The 23,573-nt window shown below is 30.1% G+C and carries 22 protein-coding genes and 2 tRNA genes; 11 read left to right on the top strand and 13 right to left on the bottom strand.

The genetic code is table 11. The features are described 5' to 3' along the window. Positions 1 to 6 precede the first annotated feature (6 nt). Positions 7 to 606: a leucine-rich repeat domain-containing protein gene (locus AC3VJB_RS01175; RefSeq protein ID WP_073184449.1), complete on the bottom strand. Its 600-nt coding sequence runs from the start codon at positions 604 to 606 to the stop codon at positions 7 to 9. A 308-nt stretch (positions 607 to 914) separates the two neighbouring features. On the opposite strand from AC3VJB_RS01175, the gene AC3VJB_RS01170 reads away from it, so the two are divergent. The 6 genes from AC3VJB_RS01170 (at position 915) to AC3VJB_RS01145 (ending at position 4,588) form a co-directional block, all read left to right on the top strand. Beyond that, entirely contained in the window at positions 915 to 1,292 is a 378-nt protein-coding gene (locus AC3VJB_RS01170) for a nuclear transport factor 2 family protein (RefSeq protein WP_497666638.1), read from the top strand. Positions 1,293 to 1,302: 10 nt separating this feature from the next. After that, complete coding sequence (locus tag AC3VJB_RS01165) at positions 1,303 to 1,857, top strand: hypothetical protein (RefSeq protein ID WP_053056739.1); 555 nt, start codon at positions 1,303 to 1,305, stop codon at positions 1,855 to 1,857. Between the two features lie 119 nt (positions 1,858 to 1,976). After that, positions 1,977 to 2,405, top strand: a complete 429-nt coding sequence (locus tag AC3VJB_RS01160; protein WP_047790148.1) for a MarR family winged helix-turn-helix transcriptional regulator — start codon at positions 1,977 to 1,979, stop codon at positions 2,403 to 2,405. Further along, on the top strand, positions 2,405 to 2,827 hold the full coding sequence (locus AC3VJB_RS01155; protein WP_047790147.1) for an organic hydroperoxide resistance protein: 423 nt from the start codon (positions 2,405 to 2,407) through the stop codon (positions 2,825 to 2,827). The genes AC3VJB_RS01160 and AC3VJB_RS01155 overlap by 1 nt, the downstream gene beginning before the upstream one ends. Before the next feature lie 11 nt (positions 2,828 to 2,838). After that, the gene (locus tag AC3VJB_RS01150) at positions 2,839 to 3,474 is read left to right on the top strand and encodes a nitroreductase family protein (protein ID WP_047790146.1); all 636 of its coding nucleotides are present in this window, start codon (positions 2,839 to 2,841) and stop codon (positions 3,472 to 3,474) included. Positions 3,475 to 3,910: 436 nt separating this feature from the next. Further along, positions 3,911 to 4,588 (top strand): SGNH/GDSL hydrolase family protein, encoded by a 678-nt coding sequence (locus AC3VJB_RS01145; RefSeq protein WP_159613918.1) that lies wholly within the window; start codon positions 3,911 to 3,913, stop codon positions 4,586 to 4,588. Here the strand turns inward: AC3VJB_RS01145 and AC3VJB_RS01140 are convergent. From AC3VJB_RS01140 to AC3VJB_RS01130, 3 genes are all read right to left on the bottom strand, one after another. After that, positions 4,585 to 5,211: a hypothetical protein gene (locus AC3VJB_RS01140; RefSeq protein ID WP_437824043.1), complete on the bottom strand. Its 627-nt coding sequence runs from the start codon at positions 5,209 to 5,211 to the stop codon at positions 4,585 to 4,587. The two genes, AC3VJB_RS01145 and AC3VJB_RS01140, sit on opposite strands and share 4 nt — an antisense overlap. An 86-nt stretch (positions 5,212 to 5,297) precedes the next feature. Further along, positions 5,298 to 5,717, bottom strand: coding sequence for a DUF2141 domain-containing protein (locus tag AC3VJB_RS01135; protein ID WP_082118675.1), 420 nt, complete (start codon positions 5,715 to 5,717; stop codon positions 5,298 to 5,300). Positions 5,718 to 5,837: 120 nt separating this feature from the next. Beyond that, positions 5,838 to 7,994 carry a TonB-dependent receptor gene (locus tag AC3VJB_RS01130; protein WP_437824041.1) on the bottom strand — a complete coding sequence of 719 codons (2,157 nt, stop codon included), beginning with the start codon at positions 7,992 to 7,994 and terminating at the stop codon, positions 5,838 to 5,840. A 235-nt stretch (positions 7,995 to 8,229) separates the two neighbouring features. Here AC3VJB_RS01130 and pdxH point away from each other — a divergent pair, with 235 nt between their 5' ends. Genes pdxH through AC3VJB_RS01115 form a run of 3 tightly spaced genes read left to right on the top strand, consistent with a single transcriptional unit; the run spans position 8,230 to position 10,301 of the window. Next, on the top strand, positions 8,230 to 8,877 hold the full coding sequence (pdxH, locus tag AC3VJB_RS01125) for a pyridoxamine 5'-phosphate oxidase (protein WP_047790142.1): 648 nt from the start codon (positions 8,230 to 8,232) through the stop codon (positions 8,875 to 8,877). 30 nt (positions 8,878 to 8,907) lie between these two features. Next, positions 8,908 to 9,396, top strand: a complete 489-nt coding sequence (locus AC3VJB_RS01120) for a SixA phosphatase family protein (RefSeq protein ID WP_047790141.1) — start codon at positions 8,908 to 8,910, stop codon at positions 9,394 to 9,396. Positions 9,397 to 9,404: 8 nt separating this feature from the next. Then, positions 9,405 to 10,301, top strand: coding sequence for a Ppx/GppA phosphatase family protein (locus AC3VJB_RS01115; RefSeq protein ID WP_073184470.1), 897 nt, complete (start codon positions 9,405 to 9,407; stop codon positions 10,299 to 10,301). A gap of 131 nt (positions 10,302 to 10,432) precedes the next feature. Here the strand turns inward: AC3VJB_RS01115 and AC3VJB_RS01110 are convergent, their stop codons facing one another. From AC3VJB_RS01110 to AC3VJB_RS01075, 8 genes are all read right to left on the bottom strand, one after another. After that, positions 10,433 to 11,881, bottom strand: coding sequence for a DUF389 domain-containing protein (locus AC3VJB_RS01110; protein ID WP_047790139.1), 1,449 nt, complete (start codon positions 11,879 to 11,881; stop codon positions 10,433 to 10,435). A gap of 150 nt (positions 11,882 to 12,031) precedes the next feature. Continuing rightward, the gene (locus AC3VJB_RS01105) at positions 12,032 to 14,533 is read right to left on the bottom strand and encodes a toxin-antitoxin system YwqK family antitoxin (protein WP_497666637.1); all 2,502 of its coding nucleotides are present in this window, start codon (positions 14,531 to 14,533) and stop codon (positions 12,032 to 12,034) included. Positions 14,534 to 14,746: 213 nt separating this feature from the next. Continuing rightward, positions 14,747 to 15,859: a C1 family peptidase gene (locus tag AC3VJB_RS01100; RefSeq protein WP_437824036.1), complete on the bottom strand. Its 1,113-nt coding sequence runs from the start codon at positions 15,857 to 15,859 to the stop codon at positions 14,747 to 14,749. A gap of 70 nt (positions 15,860 to 15,929) precedes the next feature. Next, positions 15,930 to 18,329 carry a TonB-dependent receptor gene (locus AC3VJB_RS01095; protein ID WP_437824034.1) on the bottom strand — a complete coding sequence of 800 codons (2,400 nt, stop codon included), beginning with the start codon at positions 18,327 to 18,329 and terminating at the stop codon, positions 15,930 to 15,932. 114 nt (positions 18,330 to 18,443) lie between these two features. Continuing rightward, positions 18,444 to 18,526: transfer RNA gene (locus tag AC3VJB_RS01090), tRNA-Tyr, on the bottom strand. Between the two features lie 47 nt (positions 18,527 to 18,573). After that, positions 18,574 to 18,646: transfer RNA gene (locus tag AC3VJB_RS01085), tRNA-Lys, on the bottom strand. 133 nt (positions 18,647 to 18,779) lie between these two features. Further along, the gene (locus AC3VJB_RS01080; protein ID WP_047790135.1) at positions 18,780 to 19,544 is read right to left on the bottom strand and encodes an ABC transporter ATP-binding protein; all 765 of its coding nucleotides are present in this window, start codon (positions 19,542 to 19,544) and stop codon (positions 18,780 to 18,782) included. Then, positions 19,544 to 20,284 carry an MlaE family ABC transporter permease gene (locus tag AC3VJB_RS01075; RefSeq protein ID WP_437824030.1) on the bottom strand — a complete coding sequence of 247 codons (741 nt, stop codon included), beginning with the start codon at positions 20,282 to 20,284 and terminating at the stop codon, positions 19,544 to 19,546. The genes AC3VJB_RS01080 and AC3VJB_RS01075 overlap by 1 nt, the downstream gene beginning before the upstream one ends. Before the next feature lie 119 nt (positions 20,285 to 20,403). On the opposite strand from AC3VJB_RS01075, the gene pafA reads away from it, so the two are divergent. Further along, complete coding sequence (pafA, locus tag AC3VJB_RS01070; RefSeq protein WP_497666636.1) at positions 20,404 to 22,041, top strand: alkaline phosphatase PafA; 1,638 nt, start codon at positions 20,404 to 20,406, stop codon at positions 22,039 to 22,041. A 127-nt stretch (positions 22,042 to 22,168) separates the two neighbouring features. Here pafA and AC3VJB_RS01065 read toward each other — a convergent pair whose 3' ends face one another. Continuing rightward, positions 22,169 to 22,324, bottom strand: coding sequence for a YqaE/Pmp3 family membrane protein (locus AC3VJB_RS01065; protein ID WP_073184478.1), 156 nt, complete (start codon positions 22,322 to 22,324; stop codon positions 22,169 to 22,171). Positions 22,325 to 22,589: 265 nt separating this feature from the next. Between AC3VJB_RS01065 and AC3VJB_RS01060 the strand changes: the two genes are divergently transcribed. Further along, positions 22,590 to 23,495: a hypothetical protein gene (locus AC3VJB_RS01060; RefSeq protein ID WP_053056737.1), complete on the top strand. Its 906-nt coding sequence runs from the start codon at positions 22,590 to 22,592 to the stop codon at positions 23,493 to 23,495. Positions 23,496 to 23,573 lie beyond the last annotated feature (78 nt).

Genomic DNA, 23,573 nt, shown 5'->3' with positions numbered 1-23,573 from the left:
TATTCCTTAATATATTACGAAATCAATATTTTCAATATCTGATCCTCTAAAAGCTCCAGTAATACTATCTTCTAATTTTTGAGGTAAAGTTACCTTTTTTAACTTTTTGCTATCCTTAAAGGAGTCGCTCCCTAAGGTTGTTATGTGCTCTGGAATTGTAAGTTCTTCAAAATTATTTTCAGCAAAACAATCATTACATAATTTAGTGACCGATTTTGGTAAATCTATACTCGTAAGTGCATTTCCTACAAAGCAAAACATATGAATTGTTGTTAATGATCCTTTTATAATGAGTTTTTCAATTTTATTTCTTCCAAAAGCTCCACCTCTTATTTCTGTAACTTTTGACGGTATAACTAACTCTTTAATTTCATTTTTATAAAAGGCATCCTCGTCTATATATTCTAAAAATTTTGGTAAGATTACTGCTTTGAGCCCTTTATCATCAAAAGCCTCCCTTAATATATACGTTACAGGTTTATTGTTTATATAGTCGGGCATCACAACACTTGTTGATTGTCCTATATAATCTAAAATTGCAATACCTCCGTTGAACTCTCTAAAAGAATACTCTTCATTTTTTAAAATCGTAACCTGCTCTTTCATTCTGTTTATTTTGTTTTATTGATAATTACAAATACTAAAATTATATAGAAGAAAGTGATTTTTGAAAAGTAATTTGTTTTCGTTGCTATTGTTTTTATATTCGTTTCAAAAAATATTGTTTTATAGTATGAAAAAACTGCTCACAACAATATTTCTTATAATTTAAATTTTTCTTTTAGTTAATCCAGGAATCAGGCTCTGTAATAACTGATAGTAAAACAAAGGAAAAAATCCGGTATGTAAATTATTTAAATAGTTTAAGTAAAACACCGACACATTGTTAAAAAAGAAATAATAAACTTTTATCTATGAATAAAATTGAAATAGCAAAAAAATATATAATGCATCTCCTAAACGGAAACATAAAAGAGATTATTAGTTTATTTAATAGTAATGGGATTGTTGAATCACCTATTTATGAAATAAGAAAAGCCGACGAATTTTATCTTGAATTAAATAATGACACTTCTAACTCTGAACTTTTCATAAAAGGAATTTTTGAACAAAATAACTCTAATAATTTAGCACTCTACTTTACTTACAAATGGACTTTAAAGAATAATAAAAAAGTAGAATTTGATGTTGTTGATATTATTGAGTTTGATTCTGAGTACAAAATAATGAAACTAAAAATAATTTATGACACAGTGACTTCTAGAAAATTAGTCAATGAATTAAAAAAATAAAAACTATGAAATGAATACCATGATTTGCGGAATTGGAACGTCTAAAATTTTAAGTACTGAAATAGAAATAGTAAAGTACCCCTTTAAACCTTCATTAGTATTTCCTAATAAAAAAATTAAAGCTTGTGAAATAGACGCTATATGCTACCAATCTTATCCTCCTTTAATCAAAATTAAGGATGAAGTAATTTTTATCCAAAAAGAAAAAGCTGAACTTTTAAAAAGTTTTGTTAAAAAAAACAATATTACAACCTTTAAAGAGTCTAAAAACTGGAATTGGCTGTTAGAGCCTTACCTTGACACAGTTTATACACATGAAGATGATTTAAATATAATTAACTTGTTAAATACAAACGGTATTTCTACCCCTGAAATCTTGCAAATAAGAAATGAAGTAGGTAAACAAATGTATAAATACAATTTTAACACCATGCTTTGGAATTGGTTTACCTTAGGGCTGCCTGATGTTTTAGCTGCAATGAGAGTAAAATATAGAGAAAAAGAGTTTGCTAACTTTTATAAAAGAGCAATGGAAATTGAGTTAAGAAAGCCCTTATCTAATTAAATAGCATACCAAACTTTTAGGAACTAAATTAGTTAATACTATTTTCACGTAATATTAACACAATTAAATTGCGCGCAATTTAATTGTAAGGTATTTTTGTGTTGTTATTTAAGTAAATTATGTCAGAACAATTAAAATTAAAAAATCAAGTATGTTTTCCTGTATATACACTTGCCAAGGAAATTATTAGTTTATACAGACCTTTATTAAAAGAGGTAGACTTAACCTATCCTCAATATTTAGTAATGATGGTTTTATGGGAAGAAGGCAATCAAAGTGTATCTGAAATTGGCACTAAACTAAACTTAGACAGTGGCACTCTTACTCCTTTATTAAAAAGACTAGAGCAAAAACACCTTATAGAAAGGAAAAGAGAAACCACCGATGAACGTGTTGTAAAAATTAACCTTACAGATAAAGGTAAAAGCATACACAAAAAAGCAACTTGTATTCCTGATCAAATGATGACTTCATTAAATGTTTCTACAGAAAAATTAATAGAGCTTAAAAACACAATAGAATATATTTTAAATCAAATTAATAAATAATGAAAACAATTTATAATATCAGCGCCAAAGCAACTGGTGGAAGAAATGGACATGTAAAAAGTGAAAACGGAGTTTTAGAACTTGATGTTAGACACCCTAAAGCCCTTGGAGGCGCTAATGACGACTATCCAAATCCTGAAATGCTTTTTGCAGCAGGATATTCGGCTTGTTTTGACAGTGCATTAAACCTAGTTATTAAAAAATCTAAAATTAACACTGGTACAACTACCGTTAAAGCAACAGTAAGTATTGGCCAAATAGAAAATGGAGGCTTTGGACTTGCAGTAGCCTTAGATGTAAATATTCCTGAAGTTTCTTTAGAAGAAGCTAAAAATTTAACCGAAAAAGCACATCAAGTATGTCCTTATTCAAATGCTACAAGAGGAAATATTGAAGTAACATTAAATACAACAAATAATTAAATATTAATACAATGTCATTAATAGAAAACCTTAACTGGAGACATGCTGTAAAAGCTTTTGACCCAAATAAAAAAGTAAGCGAAGAACATATTGAAAAAATTATAGAAGCTGCTAGATTAGCACCAACCTCATCAGGACTACAACAGTTTAGAGTCATTTCAATATCTAATCAGGAAGTTAAAGAAAAATTAGTACAAGGAGCCTTAAACCCTGACTCTATGAAAGACTGCTCACATGTATTAGTTTTTGCTGCTTGGGATAACTATACCGCAGAAAGAATAGATAAAGTATATGATTTTACTACTGATGAAAGAGGTTTACCTAGAGGAAGATTTAGCAGTTATACAGATATGCTTAAAAAAGCATATTTAAATCTTCCTAATGAAGTTAATTTTGCACACACCTCAAGACAAACTTATATTGCTTTAGGCTTAGCTCTAGCACAAGCAGCAGAGTTAAAAGTAGACACTTGTCCTGCTGAAGGATTTGACAATAAAGTGGTTGATAAAGTTTTAGAGTTAGATAAAATAGGCTTAAAAAGTGTATCATTGATGTACATTGGGTATGCCGATGATGAAAAGGACTGGATTAAACCAATGAAAAAAGTTAGAATTCCTAGAGATGAGTTTGTTATTGATGTAAAATAGTACAGCAATAAACACCATTTTATTAAAAAGTAAAACACTTAACTAAATGCTTTTCTTACAGCTTTGCCTGTTTATAGAAAAGCATTTGTTTTTTATTAATATAAATTACATACTTCATTTTACAATGAAATAAGATATAAAAACGCCATGTACTTTTACACTCAAATAAACACGTAAGTAACTATAAACACTATAGAAAACACATTATTAATCTATTCAATAAAAAAAACGCTTTTTTGCTCATCAATATTTAGATTGGAGCAAAAGAGGACATCATATTGCAGGAGCATTAGGAGCTTCTCTTCTCGAAGCAATGATTAAAAAAGATTGGTTACATAAAAAACCAAACTCTAGAGAAATTATTATTACCTCTTTTGGTAGAATAGAATTGAAAAATAAGTTAAATTTAGAGGTATAAAACATAATACTAACTTCTTTGAAAAAACTACTTTACTTACTTCTCTTTCTTCAACTTCCAGTTCAAGCACAACAAATATTATTCGTTGGAAATAGTTTAACCTATATGAACAACATGCCTAAAATGTTGGAGTATATTGGTAAACAACATGGTGTTACTATTAAAACCAAGAGCTTATGTTACCCTAATTACGCTATTATTGATCATATTAACGAAGGAAAACTTCAAAAATTACTAGCTAAAAAACAATTCGATTATCTAATTATTCAACAAGGTCCTTCCTCACAAGCAGAAGGAAAAAGAATGCTAGTACAAGATGGGGCTACAATAAAAGCCTTTTGCGAGCAATATAACACCAAACTTGGTTACTTTATGGTATGGCCATCCGTTAGATATTACCATACTTTTGATAAAGTAATTAAAAATCACAAATCTGCCGCCAAACAAAATAATGCTTTGTTATTTCCTGTAGGTAATCTATGGAAAGAATACAATACTTATAAAGGCAAAGAGTCTTTATATAGCTTAGATAACTTTCATCCTTCAACAACTGGAAGTTTTGCAGCTGCCCTTACTATTTTTCATCAATTATATCCAACAAAAAACCTTCAACAACTCCCTTTTAAAAAGTATAAAAAATGGGTAGCTAATGAAGATTCTTTTAACTTGTTAGTTCAGTTAATAGAAAAGTATTAGGACTTCATACACTTTTTCAACACCTGTTCTGCCCTTTGTATATTAAATTTAGGATAAAATTTTTCTTTTATTTTTTCTTCCTTTCCTAGTTCAATGGCTCTTTTTACATTATTACAAAAAGGCTCTGTAGATTGTCCAAAAAAACGAGCTGCTCCCATATCTGACTCTGCTTTACTTAAAATAACTCTCGGATTATTAGGAGCTATTTTCAATGCTTTTTCATACAACGCCGCATTTTTCATAGACATCGTCATTCCATATTTCTGTCCATCAAAAGCCATATATGAAACATGTAATAATGCCTGTGTAATTAATATTTCAGGGTTTTCTGGTGAAATGGATTTTGCGATATCTAAAAACTCTTGTGCATTATTTAATTTAGCTATTAACGTTGCTTCTTCTTTTATTTGAAAACTTTCTAAAATGTTAATCATTCCTGCGTAATAAGACGGCAACCAGTTGTCTTTTTCTGCTTTAGAAATACGTTCGAATAATTGAGCTGCTTCCGTTGTTTCATTTGCTCCCCATAACTCAAATGCCTTTGTCATTCCTTTTTCGTATTTACTTTGTGCTGAAACACTTATTGTAAATATTAATAGTACTAATGTGATTATTTTTTTCATCTTTTAATCTTAATTGTTTTGTTTTTATTACTCTACAGGAAGTAGGATATCTTCAATACTCTATCAAGTAACTAATTCTTCTTTTGTTAATTTATATTAATTACTAATGATATGTCTTTATTTACCAAGAATTTGGCGTCTTTATATTTTGGAGGTCCCATAAATCCTTTTGCATCGTTAGAAACTCCTATTGGCTCTTTTGGTATTCCTATAAAGTTTGTATCCATTTTTTTATTATTATTTGTATCATGAAAGCAAGAAACCGCATATGTGCCTTTTGGAATATCGTGAAACTCAACCCTAGCCTTTTTATTAGTAATCTTTACGATCTCTCCCTTATACCCTTCTTTTAAAAAACTTTTCTCCGTATTGTATAATGCCACAAATAATGCACCTTTATCTGATTTTATCCCTTTAAAATCAATTGAAACTGTATGTGTATTTTGAGCTACCATAGCTGTTAAGCACCCAAATAAAATTATCATTGTTAAAATTGTTTTTTTCATCTGTCTCGTATTTATTTTAGATAATATTGATTATTATTTTGACTATTCAAATATCTTTTGATTTTCGTTAATTATATAAAAAAGAATACTGAATCGTTATTTTTAATTACTGAATTGTTGTTATAAGTTATTTAACTGGTTGTCCTTTTTATTATCACTAATCGTCCAAAAGAACCCTACAAAGAAGAAACTATCCGCTGATGGTATTATAGCTTGTCGATTAAAAGTCCCAGCTGGATTTGGTGTGTTTTTATAATTATATCCAAACACATTTTGTGTTCCTAAAACATTATTTACTGAGAAATACAAGATTTTTTGCTGACTAATTAAGTATGCCCAATTTAAGCTTACAGAATTATAATTTTTAGTTTTCTGATTCAGAAACCCACCTTTATTAGGGTTTGTATAACTTCGTCCAGATGCAAAATTATAACTCATTCCTACTTGACTTTTCCAATCTGCAATCCAATGTTTTGCTACGACTGATAAGTTGTGTTTTGATGCAAAGTTTGGTGTAGCTTTTACTGGGTAGTTTTTATAATCTCTTTCAGTATCTAAAAACGAATAGGAAACCCAATAATCTGTGTTTTTTACATTTTTATTATCTCTCCAAAAAATATCTATTCCTTTTGAATACCCTTCTCCTAAGTTTGAGAAATTTGAATAGGGTAATGCTCTATCAGTATCATATTTTACTAAATCTTGATACTTTTTATAATATCCTTCTATTCTTAAAATTTGTTTGTTTTTAACATACTGATAATTTGCTATAAAATGAGAAGTATTCTCTGCTTTAAATTGCGTGTTGAATTTTAGGTATTCATTTTTAGGATTTTGATAAAAGCGTCCGTAAGCAAATGAAAACTGTGCATTTTCTCCTGGTTTATAAGCTATAGAAGCCCTTGGTGAAATGGTGAACTCATCTAACAATTCAGAGTTTTCCATGCGTACTCCTACTTTCGTTGCTAACTTTTTACTAAAAAAGATATCTGCTTCAATAAAACTTCCAAAGATATTATTGTCAAATCCGTACGTAGTATTTCCATTCGTTTCACTTCTATAATCTTCAGAGAAATCGGTTATAAAATATTCTGCACCAAAATTCAGTTTAAATCGGTTTGAAAATCTCTTTTTCAACGTTGCCTTAACATGAGCTGAGTTTTCATTATCTACAACCTTATCATCCAATATGTTTATCTTTGAATTATCATTAGTAAACGATACTCCTCCTGTAACTGTCCAGTTATTAGCTAAATGTTGTTTATAAGATCCATTGAAATACAAGTTTCTATTTTTCAACCCAAAACGAAATCCATCTTCATAATTAATATCCTCTTGAATCATATCAAAATCAGTATAACTATAAGCTCCGTACAACTTCAACAAAGACTCATTTTTAAATCTAAAACGATATACAGCTTCACCGTTTAATGATTGCACTGGCTTATTCCAAGTATTCCTATCGGGAAATAATTTTTGATAGGGTGCTAAATTGATATAGGATGCGTTCACACTTAGTGAGCTTTTTCCAAATATCTGAGTGTTTCCTACTCCTAAACCAACTGTCATTAGTGAGATATCTGTCTTCTCTTTTACTGCTTCGTCATTCGTGTTTAGTAATAAAACACTTGACAATGCTTGACCGTATTCTGCTGAATATCCTCCTGTTGAAAACGTAATTCCTTTAAATAAAAACGGAGAAAATCGACCACGTGTAGGAATGTTACGTGCCGAAGGACTATACGGAGTAAACACTCGAACTCCATCTATAAAAATTTGTGTTTCCTCCGCCTCACCTCCACGCACAAACAAACGTCCATCTTCACTAACCGAAGAAGTCCCTGGCAAGGTTTGCAAGGCTCCAACAAAATCTCCCAGTGCGCTTGCGGTGGTTACTACATCTAAAGGTTTTAACGCTGTTACTTTGGCGTTATCTCCGGCTTCAAAAGTTCCAGCATTTATAGTTACTGCATCCAACGTATTTACATCTTCACGAAGTATTATTTTTAAATTTTTAAACGTTGATACTTCAGCTGTTTTTATATACGTTTCAAAAGAAATAAAAGACACTGTTAATGTTTGTTCTCCTTCTTCTGAAGTTGTAAAAGAGAAGTTTCCTTTTTCGTCAGACGAAGTTCCGTCATAAGTTTCCTCTAAATATACATTTGCTCCTTCAATAGGATTTCCTTTAGTATCAGTTACTTTTCCTTTAATAGTAGTTTGTGCAATTAATAATGTATGCGTTAAAAAACATACAATAAGTAATAAATGTTTCATTTTGTTCGTTTTTGACACCACAAAACTGCTTTCTTTTCAATCTTTAACACAAAAAGAAATACTCAACTGTATAATTTTACGGATGAATTGTTTTGCAAATCAAAACTAAGATTACTTAACTCTCCTTATTTTACCTTTCTTGCTTTTATTTATTCAAATCTTGCTAAATTTTAATATGTAAGGCCTACAATACTTTTGATAAAGTTGTACTTTTACATAGTATAAATTAACAATAATGGCACACGATTTAAGTGACTATAGAAAATCTTACGAAAAAAGAGAGTTACTAGAGAATAATTGTCCTAAGAATCCTATTGAATTGTTTAGGGATTGGTTTTTTGTTGCAGATGAATCTGAAATGGTAGAGGAAGCAAATGCTATGACGATTGCGTCTATCGGGTTAGATGGCTTTCCAAAAAGCAGGGTTGTTTTATTAAAAAAATACACTTGGGAAGGTTTTATTTTTTATACCAATTACAATTCAGAGAAAGGAAAGGCTATTTTAAATAACAATCATGTATGCCTATCTTTTTTTTGGGCTGGTTTAGAACAACAAATTATCATTAAAGGAAAGGCTGAGAAGCTTGCTGAGAATTTGTCTGACGGGTATTTTGAATCGAGACCAGATGGAAGTAAATTAGGTGCTTGGGCTTCTAATCAAAGTGAAGTAGTTACCTCTCGTAATGAGCTGGATAACAATCTTGCTTCTTTTGAAAAAAAGTTTGAGAATCAAGAAATCCCTAGACCTAAACATTGGGGTGGTTTTTTAGTAAAACCAGTTTCTATTGAGTTTTGGCAAGGGCGCCCTAACCGTATGCACGATCGCATTCGATACACCTTACAAAAAGATTTTTCTTGGAAACTTGAACGTTTAGCTCCTTAGTTTTATATTTACATAGCTTTTTATAATTAAATGAAAACACTTTATATTGTTCGTCACGCAAAATCATCATGGAAATATGAGAGCGTTAAAGATATTGACAGACCTTTAAAAGAACGTGGTATTAACGATGCCCATCTTTTATCTAAGTACCTAGCGGAAGAAATAAAAAGACCTGACGTATTTCTTTCTAGTAGTGCCAACAGAGCACTTCATACAGCTGTTATTTTTTGTGAGAACTTTGGATATCCTTTATCCAATCTTAAAATAAAACGTCAATTGTATAGCTTTAGTGATGGTTATTTAGTAAAAACAGTAAAAGCTCTTGACGATAGCTTTAACAGTGCTATTGTTTTTAGCCACGACCATGGTATAAATAGTTTTGTAAATAAATTTGGAAACAAACCTATTGCACATGTAACTACTTGTGGGGTTGTTGGAATAGAGTTTGATACAAAGCATTGGAAAGATATTAAAAAAGGAAACACAGTTTTAGTCGAGTTTCCTAAAAACCATAGATAAATTAGTACATTTTGAAGATAAAGAAGTACGGCGCTATTGATATAGGATCTAATGCAGTAAGGTTATTAGTAGCCAACGTTATTGAAGAAAAAAATAAAGAACCACAATTTAAAAAATCATCCTTAGTTCGTGTTCCTATTCGTTTAGGAGCGGACGCTTTTGTTTCTGGAAAAATATCAGAGGCGAATACTCAAAGAATGCTTGATGCAATGCAAGCCTTTAAATTAATCATGAAAATTCATGGTGTTGAAAAATACAAAGCCTGTGCTACCTCAGCAATGAGAGAAGCTGAAAATGGAGAAGAAGTTGCCGCTACTATTTTAGAAAATACTGATGTTAAGATTGATATTATTGACGGAAAAAAAGAAGCAGCTATAATTTCTTCAACAGATTTAAATCAATTAATAGAATCTGATGCTACTTACTTATATGTTGATGTTGGTGGGGGGAGTACAGAGTTTACTTTGTTTTCTAAAGGAAAAATTATTAACTCTAAATCTTTTAAAATAGGTACTGTACGTTTACTTAATAATACAAAACCTGAAAATAAAGCGCTTTTTAAAAAGGTTCAAAAATGGATTGAAGAAAATACTGGTGACTATAAACGTATTTCTTTAATTGGTTCTGGAGGAAATATTAATAAGCTATTTAAAATGTCTGGTAGAGATAGTGGTAAACCTATTTCATACATTTATCTTAATGCTCAGTACCAATTCTTAAAAAAGATGAGTTATCATGAACGAATCTCGGAATTAAGTTTAAACCCTGATAGAGCCGATGTAATTATTCCTGCTACAAAAATATACTTATCTGCCATGAAGTGGAGTGGTGCAAGAAAAATATACGTTCCTAAAATTGGGCTTTCTGACGGAATAATTAAAAGCCTATACTTTAATAAACTTTAGATTTACTATTACTTTTTATTTGTGACTCTTTTGGAATTATAGTGTCTTAATAAGTATAAGTAATATTTTATTTACTATACTTCTCTAACAAGTAATCAAAAAAAACCGAGCTATTTGCTCGGTTTTTTATTTTAGTTTCTTCTTATTTGTACTTTGTCTGTTTTCAACTCTTTCTGTATCCAACTTCTCAATTCGTTTTCATTTTTTACAAGAATAGAGTCCTTTAACTTTGCATTCCATTTTACTGATACTACTGTTGCTGTATCTACTTTTATAAAGTCGCTTGAAGATAGAACTTTAGCTAAACTCATTTCTTTTATATCATTGAATCTAATTTTTGCCTCTGTACTAATTTTACTAAAAGGAATTGAATTCTTATCTCTATATAAAGCTTGTTGTTCAATCGTTTGATTTAAATTAGATATGGTTCTTTTTAAATCATCAATCTCCATATGTAAACCTTTTATAACATTGTCTTTTTCATCCAATTCTTTTACAGCTCTATCATAAGCATCTACTACTCTATCAACACTTTTAGCTTTATTTTCATTTATAACTAAAGAATAAGAATCTATTTTAGGAAAAGCCTTTAATTCGTTACGTAAAAATGACTCTGTTGCATCACTTACATCACCATTAAAAAACAAGCTTATTGTTTTATCTTTAACTTCTAGTCTTTCACGCTGTAGCCATAAGTTAGGATTATCGTATACTTTTGCTTTTAAAAACCTTTTATAGTTTGCGTCTATTACACTCTCATTATACACTCCTACAAAAGTAAATACCGCTGGAACCATTACTAAAAAGGCTATAAAAGATGCTATTTGCGCTATTCTTTTACGTTTAGCTGAGTTTACATAACGAATCATAGTAAAACCTAACAGTTTTAATACTAAGAAAGTTGCTAAAGCGATAAAAATAGTATTAATTGTAAACAAGTACATCGCACCAAGAAAGTAGTCAAAATTACCTATTGCCAAACCATACCCTGCAGTACACAAAGGCGGCATTAAAGCTGTTGCAATTGCTACACCAAAGATTACAGAAGCAATTGTTCCTTTTTTGGTTCGTGCAATAATTAATGCTAAACCACCAAAAAAAGCTATTAATACATCTCGAATATCTGGTCTTACCCTACCTAATAACTCCGAAGTTTCTTCACGAAGTGGAAATATAAAGAAAAATAGAAATGCAGTTAATAAGCTCAATACAATCATAGTTGCTAAGTTTATTAACGATTTTCGTAATGTGTCAATATCATTAATAGCAATAGACATTCCTACTCCTAAAATAGGTCCCATTAGTGGAGATATTAACATGGCTCCAATTACTACTGCTGTTGAGTTTGCATTTAAACCAATAGATGCCACAAAAATAGAACAGATTAAAATCCAAGCTGTGGCTCCTTTAAAAGAAATATCACTTTTTATTGCTTCTATTGTTGCTTCTTGGTCTGTATCATCTCTAAAATCGAGTAACTCTAAAATAAACTTTTTTACTTTTTCCCATAAACCTTTTGCATCTTGCTGTATCGCTTGCTTCGATTGCTCCGCTGCTGCTTCTTGTTTATTTTCTTCCATAAATTCTAATTTTTGTTAACTTTGGAAAGATACGAAATTCAGTAATTAGTAAAGGCTAAAAAACTCTGAGAGACAAACTATTTTAGTTTACCTAAATAATTTCGTAACAAAGACTAATCTTTTTTAATAACCTCACTAAAAAAATTAAGGTTACTCTAAAATAAATAAATCGTTATTATAAACTATTTCTCTGATACCCAGTTTATATGGTAATATTTGTTCAGAGTACTCTTTGTATAAGCTAGGGTTTATTTCTCCTGTAAAGAGTAGCTTTCCTTCCTCGTTATATGTTTGTATTGTTATAATTTCGTCTACTTTACTCATTTTTAAGTATACTTCAGATTGATATCTAGAGTTGGCTTTTAAATATACTATTCCTGTTACTAATTTACCTTTTGAGAAAACTGCAGTATATTTAGGTTTGTTTTTTTCATATTGAACAACTTCTCCTTCTAATTGGTTATTTAATTCCTTATACGTTAATAGCAGCTGGTTTTGCATATTGTAAACAGTGGTACTCGTTTCTTTTTCTGATATATATTCGGTAATTATTTTTTGATTTTTATTTTGTTCTATTTTCTTTACTAGAGCACCATTTTTATATGTTTTTTTGGTTCCATAAAGGTCATTCTTTTGCCCTTCAAAAGGCTTTCCTTTCTTATATAATAATCGAGATATTTCTTTACCTTTTTCATCATAATAAATACTATATCCTTCTTTTTTATTTTCGTAATAATTTTCTTCTTTTTGTTTTTTACCTCTTTTATAATAAATAAAAGTTCCATGCTTTTTATCGTTAACGTAATTTCCAGTTTCCTTTAAAGTTTTTTCGTCGTATTCAAACTTTTTATAAACTCCTTCCTTTAATCCATTTTTTACATTTATTTCTATTCGATCTTTATAATCATACATAACCCCTGTAGGTTTTTGATTGGTAAAAGTCGCTTGCCCTATTAATTTTCCTTCTTTAGAGTAAAATTTAGCTTCCGAATTAACATCTATATCTTCTCTTAAAACATATTCATTATTCCTTGAGTTATATACTTTTTGATATCTTTTTGATTTTATAAGTTTTCCTTTATTTAACTCTTTAACTTCTTCTATTTGATCTGTTTTATAGAAATACTTGTATTCTGTTCCTGTTTTAGTTATAAAGTTATAATTAGCGATAACTTTTCCGCTTTTATCGTAATAAATTGCTGTTAACTTTTTTCTGTACGAATTAAGTTTATAGATTACTTCACTTTTTTTTCCTCCATTAATATAGTAGCTAATGATTTTTGATAAACTTCCATCTTCGTAGAATCTTGTTTCTTTATAAAGAGCGTTATCTTCTTTATAATCATACTTTGTTCTTTCTACTACTTCTCCATCTTTAAAGCTCTCTTTTTCTGAAATTTTGTTTCGATAGTTTTTCTTATACAGAGTACCTTCAATAGGAGTTGGCGAGTAATAACCTGCTTCTAAAGCTCTAGAGTTATAATAACCTTCTTTTAGCTTTACTTTTAGTCTTCCTAACTTCTTTCCTGAAATATCATAATAGGTAATTTCCGAATTTTTTAAATGCGAAAATACCAATGTAGTATCTTTATAATATTCTACTACTTCTTCTGCTATTCCATTTTTGTAAGTAATATCTTGTTTATTACCTCCTTTATTTTTTACAACTCTACCTTCTAATTTATCATTTATTTGTTCTAACACCCCTATTTGAGTACCTTGATCATCGTAGCTTATTACCTTAACAAGGTTCCTTTTATCTCCAAATTCTTCTTTTTTAATTAGAATACCTTGTTTGTTAAATGTTTCAACCTTTTTTAATTTTCCTTTTTCATAAGTATTTATTTTTTTTACCACTGCTGTCTTGGTGAAAAAAAACAAGTATTTCTTTCCTTCATAAGGAGTTTTATAATTTAATTCTTCTTCATACTTGTATTGTATAGCCCCTAACTTGGTGTTTTGTTCATCATAAAATGTTTCTGTTAAAGTACTTTTATTAAAACGATTACGAGTAATTCCATTATGATAAAAGTATTGTGTAAAAACTGGATTTCCTTGTTCATATTCTGCAATATATTTAACACTCATTGGGTTATAATAATAGCTTACTTTTTTCCCTTCTCTATATGCTCTTTTATCATAAGTTATCTGTCCTATTTTTTTTCCTTTTTTACCATAATATATTTCTTTAGTTATTTTTCCTTTATCATAGTAATGCTCATAACGAATATCATTTTTATCTCCTTCAAAAAATATTCTTTTTGTTATTTTTCCATTCTCGTAGGTAACCTCTTCGATTGCTATAGTCGTTTTTTTGTCCTTACTTTCTGTATAATAAGTAGATATTCCTTTTAGTTGCTTATCATCAAAACTCATTTTCTTTATAAGTTTTCCTTCTTTAGTATACCAAAAGGCTTGTTGCAAATAAATACTATCTTTATACTTAGAAAGTCCTGTCATTTGTAATGTACCATCAATATAAAAGTCATTAACACGATATAGTTTTCCCTCCTTTTGTATAGGGTTTCTATAAAAAGAAGCATTTTCTTTATTGGTTTCTTTCCAGTTTTTATCTAACCAAAGTGTGTCTTTTTGAGCTTTAGCTATAGTTATACAACACAATAATAAAGCAATTGTAAAAAAGGATTTCATATATTAATTTTATATGTTTTTAATTTAAATGTTAGTTGTGACGTGCAACATTTTTTTTGAGTTTCAAAAATACAGTAATTTCAGAACGTTATTAAAATATACGTAAACCATATTTAGTTACAAATCCAAAAATATAGGGCTTTTGAGTATTACCAAAAGCCCTATATTTATTATTGAAGTTCTACTAATTTTTATAGTAATGTTTAAAAACTATTAAATCTTTAACTTACTTTTTAAATTCGGTGAAACTGCATCTTTATGTAATAAAACAGATATTGTTTTTAATTTAAAATAAGGAACTGACATATATACATACCCCTGATTTCCTTGATTTTTACCCCAAGAGTTCTTTACTTTAAAATAGGTATTTCCTTTTTGATCTTTTACCAAACCTACAATATGCATTAAGTGATCGTCCGTTGTATTAAAGTTTTCAAATTCTGCTTGACGTAAACTTGGTGTAACAGTTCTTTCTTCAACTATTTCTGTTAGTGCTTTTTCATTTTCTGTACTACTTGCAGGAATTATTGCTACTCCATTTTTTGATGAAAATGTTTTTTCTGAAACATCACAGTCTAACTCTACGGTGTATCCTTTTTTAATTGCGTTTTCTGTTACTGCAACTAATTCATCTAAAGAAACATTATAAAATGCTCCGTTTGAAAAATTATCTGGAATATTTAAGATGAATTGATCATATTTTTTTGCATGCTCAAAAGAACTAATCGTTACATAGTTTGAAGGATCTATTTTTACATACTCTGCAAACGTTTTAGGAGTATATTTTTTTCCTTCAAAAGTAAATTCCTTTTTATTTTTTCCTAAGTATACATCCAAAACACTTTCTACTGATTGCTTCCACTTTGGACTTAATTCTCCTGCTGGATTTTTGATATAAGCATCCAACATCGATTTTAATACCGCAATCATTTCAGCGTGATTATGTCTATCTTGTCCTAAATCTAAACCAGTAAAAACTTGCTCAGGTACTAATCCGTATTTTTCTACAGAATTAATAACATCATGTGCCAAACCTCCTTCGCTAAATTGTGCTTTTCCTTGGCGGTATAAGTAATTATTTGCTTTATCTGAATACGTGTTGCGAACCGTATACATTTCAGATAAATCAATGCTTTTACCTGTCAATCTAATAATTTCTGATTCTAAAAAAGAGGTTGTAGAAAAGCTCCAACATGTTCCTGTTCTTCCTTGGCTTTTTACTTCTGTATCTTCAATGTCTTTTATTGTTGAGAATTGATATTTTTGTGCTGAAGTTGAAGTTATACTTAAAAAAGTGAATGCTGCTCCTAATAGAATTTTTTTCATATTTAAAAATCTTATGATAATTTAAGCAAGCAATTTACTCTTTTTAAAAGACTATTAAACTTCAAAACTGTTAAAAATCTACAATAACACCTACACGAGGTAAGGCTCTACCTGTTGTACTTTCTATTTCTTCTAGTAAATATCTTGAACTATCGTTAGGATCGGTCACTCTTCCATTTCCATCTTCAATAGGTAATAAAAATGGTTGCTGTTTAGAGCTACTAGCATATATATTTTGAACATCTAAATACAAGTTTATAGCCGCTTTTTTTAAGAACCATGTTTTATCTACACGTATATCTAATTGTGTATACGTATCTAATCTTTCTGTGTTTAGTTTGGTATAATCTAAAATTCCGCCGTTTTGCACATCATAATTATCTTTTAAAGAAGAAGCGTCTAAATCGTATGGCGTATAAGGTTTACCGCCAACTAATCGAAATTTCGTTCCTATTTCCCAGTTTCTATTTAATTTTTTACCTGCTGTAATTGTTAGTAAGTGCTTATTATCCCATGTTGAGGGAATATAGGCTCCTTGTGCATCTTTAAATTCACTTCTCACAAAAGTATACGACGCTATTCCGTACAATCCACTATACGATTTCTTTTGTGCTAACAACTCAAAACCATATGCTCTACCCTCAGAGGTTGAACTTACTGCTTCGTTTCCTATAATACCAAAATCAGCACCTAAGTTTGCTAGACTTATTTGGTTTCTTATTGAAAATGGATAGTTTTTATATCCTTTATAAAACCCTTCAAAAGTTATTTTTGAACTTGTATCAGGCTTATAACTCAATCCACTTACAAAATGATCTGATTGTATGTACTTCAATCCATTTATATTCTCAAACTCTCCTATATCGTTTTTATATCCTAATACTGTATACGATGGTAATTGATAATAACGACCTACTGAAGAACTCACCGTCCATTTTTCAGATAAATTATAACCTAACGACAATCGTGGTGAAAATTGGTTAAATGGATTTTTCATTTCTGAATTGTAATCAATCCCGTCCATTCTAAAACCAAAAGAAACTCCTAACTTTTCATCTAAATATCTTTTTGATACTTGTCCGAAAACTCCATATTTCACAAAGTCTATGGCTGAATTAAAATTATAAATAATAACTCCATCTGAATTAGCATTTTTTTGATAATTACTATTCGTATACCTCGCTGTTTCTAGATTAAAACCTAAGTTAAAATCAATTTTGTTAACAGTTTCAAAGCTATTTTCATATCGTAATTTATTCTCTATCTCTTTAGATGAATAATCTAACAATAAGTTTGCTGGTATTTCTTCATTTAAAAAATATTTCACCGCCTTGTTTTTCCACTCATTCCTACTTAACACAACCAAGTGTGTTGAGTTTGGTGCAAAGTACTTATAACTTGCTCCTACCGTATAATTCCATTGGCTGTTTACGGGAACAGCATTTAAAATAACTTTATTTCTCTTTATCGTTTCTAAATCTGTTTCACCATCATTTACCTCTTTATTAATTTCAAAATCATCAATAGCACCCAAAGCAACTATTGATAATTCACTGTTTTTTGATAATTGCGATTTAACATTTACTTGAAAATCGCTGTATGTTGGTAAAAAAGGAAGTTTTATCAACTTAAATAAAAACTGTAAATACGATTGACGTGCAGAAAACATAAAAGTCGTATTCTTCCCTAATGGACCATCTAAGGTAATTCCTGCGTCTGAAGTTCCAATAGTTGCTCTTGTATTTAGTGAATTTGGGTTTCCTCTTTTTTGAGTAAACTCTATAACAGAACTTAAAGAGTTACCCCTATTAGCAGGAAAAGCACTTGAATAAAAATCTACCTTACGAATTAAATCTGCATTCATAATTCCAACCGGTCCACCAGTTGCTCCTTGTGTTTGAAAATGATTTATTACAGGAACTTCAATTCCATCTAAATAAAACTTATTTTCAGAAGTTGCTCCTCCTCTAATAATAATATCATTTCTAAATCCAGGATTAGAGGCTACACCAGGAAAAGACTGAATTACTTTTAACACATCTCTATTACCTCCTGGGTTCTTTTCTATTTCTGCTATACCCAAACTTTGAAGCGATAAAGGGCTATCTACAGACTCTTTAAATAGTGGTGCTTGTATTTGAACTTCTTTTAACTGTGTTGCATCTTCAATTAACGCTAAGGTTATATATGGCGAATTATCTTTAGTAACTAAATACTCGTCAGAAATTAACGTTTTATAACCTACAAACGATGCTTGTATTTTATTGTACCCTAAAGGAACATTACTCAATACAAACTCTCCATTTTCATTTGAAACTGTCCCTATTTCTGTTCCGTGTACTAAAATATTTACAAAAGGAAGCACTTCTCTTGTTTTAGAATCAATAACCTTCCCTGAAATTCCTCCTTCATTTTGGGACATTCCAGTAAACGACTGAAGTAAAACTAAGAATATCAACACTTTTTTCATATCAAAATATTTAAGATTTAACAAAAATACACATTATGTTTAACAAAAAACAAAAAATATTAAACAACATAATTATACAAACAAAAAAACTCAATCGATATGATTGAGTTTTCGTGGGGAGAGCAGGATTCGAACCTGCGAAGTCGTAAGACAACGGAGTTACAGTCCGTCCCATTTGGCCGCTCTGGAATCTCCCCAAAGCTTTTTAAAAAAAGCTTCTCATTTATTAAGAGAAGCTTTATAGTGACCGGGCTGGGGCTCGAACCCAGGACCCTCTCCTTAAAAGGGAGATGCTCTACCAACTGAGCTACCCGGTCATTTTTTGCTTTTGCTATTCTGCGTTTGCGGGTGCAAATATAGAAGCTTTTATTGTTCCCACAAACATTTTTTAGAAGTTTTTTTGAAAATTTTTTAATGTTTTTTGTTACCTATTAATTAACAGAAAGTTACCTAAACATCATTTAAGTATGCTTTTCTTACTTTTTTAAATAAATTAGATGAATACACAAAATCTACCACTGCTTCATTATCTGTTTTGAAGATTTCTTTATGTGATCCTTCCCATGCTTTGACTCCATTTTTTAGAAAAACAATCTTATCTCCTATTTCCATCACCGAATTCATATCATGTGTATTTATTACTGTAGTAATTTTATACTCATCGGTAATTTCTTGAATTAGGTTATCTATAACAATAGACGTTTGCGGATCTAAACCTGAATTAGGTTCATCACAAAACAAATATTTAGGCTTCATTACAATTGCACGGGCAATTGCTACACGTTTTTGCATTCCTCCAGATAATTCAGCAGGAAACTTTTTATTTGAATTTTCTAAGTTTACACGGTTCAACACAAAATTCACCCTGTCTAGCATTTCACTTTCGGGTTGTTTGGTAAACATTTTTAAAGGAAACATTATATTCTCTTCTACTGTTTGAGAATCAAACAAGGCACTTCCTTGAAATACCATTCCTAATTCTTGACGAAATTGACGTTTATCTTCTATCGTCATATCAGTATTCGCAAGTCCATCATAAACAATGGTTCCTTGCTCTGGTGTGTGTAAGCCAATTAATGATTTTAAAAATACTGTTTTACCTGAACCACTCTGACCAATAATTAAACTTGTTTCTCCTGGTTTAAATGAAGTTGTTATCCCCTTTAAAATCTCAACACCATTAAATCCTTTGTGTAAATTGTTTACTTCTATCATTAGGTTAATAACATTTGAGTTAAGAAATAGTTCGCTATAACAATAAGCACTGTAGTCCAAACTACAGACTGTGTACTTGCTTTTCCAACTTCTAATGAACCTCCTTTTACATAATATCCATGATAGGAAGGCACTGTGGCAATTAAAAAAGCAAAAACCACTGTTTTTATCAACGCATAGGTTATAAGAAACGGATCAAAATCTAATTGAACTCCTGCTATATAATCTGCTCCGGAAAACAAACCCGATAATACCCCTGCCATCCATCCGCCAAAAATTCCTAAAAACATTCCTAGAATTATTAAAAACGGATAAAAGAAAACTGTAGCTATTATTTTAGGAAGCACTAAATAGTTTAATGAGTTAATTCCCATCACCTCAAGTGCATCAATTTGCTCTGTAACACGCATAGTTCCAATACTTGAAGTTATATACGAACCTACTTTACCTGCTAAAATAATAGAACAAAATGTAGGTGCAAACTCTAAAACTACTGATCGTTTTGCTGCAAAACCAATCAACGATTTTGGTATAAACGGACTTTCTAAATTCAATGCTGTTTGCAAGGCGATTACCCCTCCAATAAAAAACGATATAAAAGCTATAATTCCTATCGACTTATGCCCCAACTCATCTACTTCTCTAAATAAAGCTTCCCGAAATACTCTTGCTCTTTGTGGCTTTGAAAAAACCTGTTTTAGCATTGAAAAGTATTTACCTATATGCTCAATGTAATTCATTAAATGAAATATATTTTTTCTTTTTGCTAAAGTATTAAAAAACCATTAACTCATCGCCTTATTTATAAGTTTTAGCTTGCTTTTTATGTACCTTTGAGTTTTAATTTTCAAAAAACAAAATGAGAAAAATAGCTTTTTTAGCAGCTATAATATGTTTAACCAGCTGCTCTGTTAATAAAAAAACAAATACTCAAAAACCAAAACTAGTAGTTGGTGTTGTTGTTGACCAAATGCGTTACGATTACCTTACTCGTTTTGCTAATAGATATGGTAACGACGGTTTTAAACGTTTACTTAGAGAAGGATACTCTTTAGAAAACGCTCATTACAATTATATTCCTACTTACACTGCTGTAGGGCATACTTCTATTTACACAGGAACAACGCCTACTAATCATGGAATTATTAGCAACCATTGGTATGATAAATATTTAAAGAAAACTATTTATTGTGTTGATGATAATAACTACAACACTGTTGGTAATAACGGTGAAGGAGGTAAAAAGTCTCCTTACAGAATGTTAACTACTACAGTAACCGATCAGTTGAAACTAGCTCAAAACATGAATGGCAAAACCATTGGTATTGCCATAAAAGATCGCTCAGCTATTTTACCTGCAGGACACACAGCTAATGCTGCTTATTGGTTTGACGGTGGTGATAAAGGGCAATGGATTTCTTCTTCTTTTTATTTGAATGAATTACCAACTTGGGTACAAGAATTTAATGCTTCTGGAAAAGCTGATGAATATTTAAGTAAACCATGGGAAACTTTATATGATATTAGTACGTATACCCAAAGTATTGATGATGATAATAACTTTGAAGTAACTTTCAAAGGGGAGGAAAAGCCAGTTTTTCCGCACGACATTCCAACGTTAAGAAAGAGTAATAATAATTACAGTATAATAAAAGGGATTCCTGCTGGTAATTCTATCACAACTGATTTTGCTAAAGCGGCTATTATTGGTGAAAACTTAGGAAAATCTGAGTACACCGACTTTTTAGCGGTTAGTTATTCTTCAACCGATTATGTTGGACATCAGTTTGGAGTAGCTTCTAAAGAAATTGAAGATACGTATTTACGCTTAGATCAAGATTTAGCTGATTTATTTAAGTTTTTAGACACACAGGTTGGAAAAGACAACTACACATTATTCTTAACTGCCGATCATGCTGCCGTGCAAGTTCCTTCATACTTAGAATCTTTAAAAATACCTGCTGGTTATGTAAAGCCTGTTGCTTTCAAAAACTTTTTAAATGAAATTACCTTAAAACATTTTAAATCGGATGAAATCATTGAAAACTTTTCTAACTTCCAAGTTTTCTTAAATAAAGATAAGATTAGAGAGTTAAACCTTAACTATGAAAACGTAGCACAAACCATAGCGGATGAAGCTATTAATCATAAAAAGATTTATAAATCGGTAACTGCTAGAACCATGCAAACTACTACGTTTACTAACGGAATTTTACATGTTTTACAAAACGGTTATAACCAAAAATTTTCGGGTGATGTTATTTTAATCCCTAATCCGTCAACTATTGCTAGTAGTTCAAAAAAAGGGACTACGCATGGTTCTGGATACTCGTACGATACACACATTCCGATGATTTTTTATGGAAACGGAATTAAGCAAGGTGTTTCTAAAAAGAAATACGAAATTGTAGATATTGCTCCAACGATTTCTAATTTATTACAGATAGAATTCCCTAACGGATGTTCTGGAAAGATTATTGAAGAGGTTCTTGAATAGGAAACTTAGAAATGAGAAAACAGAGACTAGAGAATAGACCGTAAAAAAAACTCCAATTTGATTTCATCAAATTGGAGTTTTTTCATTGATACATTTTCAAATTACCAAATTGCTACATTACACAAAACTAATTTGGATTGTTTAATATAATTAGCGCTGCTATAACTCCTGGGACCCATCCACAAAGTGTTAATAAAAACACTATTATAATTGATCCACAACCTTTACCTATCACTGCCAACGGTGGAAAAAATATTGCTAATAAAACTCTTAATAAACTCATAGTACTTTTTTAGTTAGTATACTTAAAAGACGAGTTAATTAGAATTTTGTTACACTTGTGTTAAAAACATATAAGTTTACTTAATCTAACTAATATATTCTGCTAATGCATGCAAACTGCTTTAAAAGGAAATTATTTGCTGTGATATAGGAATGTCAATATATTTGAGAATTATTTAAATTTAAATTCAAAAAAATTGACATTTTCGAAAAAGAATATTTTGTATCTATTAAGAGTATTTTGTAGGTACTACATTGCCCTTCAAATGTTTTCTTATGCATTTGCTAAAATCCTTAAAACACAATTTAATTTAGGTTTTTCATCAACCATTGATGAGAATGTAAACAGCTTTAATGGTTTAATGCTCACTTGGCATTATTATGGTTATTCTAGAACTTATGGATTAATCATTGCTGGCGTTCAAATAGCATCAGCTTTATTCTTATTATTTAGAAAAACTGAACGTATTGGAGTCATACTTTTTCTCAGTTTCATGGTTAATATCTTATTGATAAATTACTTTTATGAAATTGATGGCGCTAAACCTATGTCAATTAGATTGACAATCATGGGGTTCTTCCTTTTGCTTTCAGATTGGAAAGCCTTGACAAACTACTTTTTAAAATCTACCTCAAAAGAGTCTCTTATTCCTGAATTAATACCTACTAAACTAAAAGTTTTTTATTGGGGTAAATTTCTAATCATTCCTTGTATGATACTATATGGGTATATACACATCAATAACCTCAAAGAAGAATACATGGTTAAAAACGAGCTTTTTGGAGTATGGGAGATTACCCCAAGAAATACTAAAACCAAAATTGACAAACTTTATATTGAATTTAACAATAGAGTAAAGGTTAGGGATACATCTGATAATTTCTATTATGGAAAAATAGAACTCGATGATAAAAACAAAAATTTAAAGCTAAAAGTAAAACATTACTCCGATAGAGCCTATAACTTTATTCAAGATAGTTTAAAAAAATTGACTATTAAAGAAGATAATCTTAAAGAAACTAAGAGTAATATTCGAGAGTATTATAACTCCAGAAAAAATACGCTACCCATAGAACTGTGTTTTAAATATGAGTTAAAAAATGATTCTTTGAATTTAATTGGAAAAAGAAGAAACACTTATTTAAATATTACTCATAAGTATAAAAATTAATACTTTATCAACATAAATAATAGCTGCTTAATTTTAAGCAGCTATTACACTACTAGTTTATATCCACCTAGCCTACAC

It is taken from the genome of Tenacibaculum sp. TB-53 (assembly GCF_059716285.2).
This window is presented reverse-complemented; position numbering and strand designations above follow the sequence as displayed.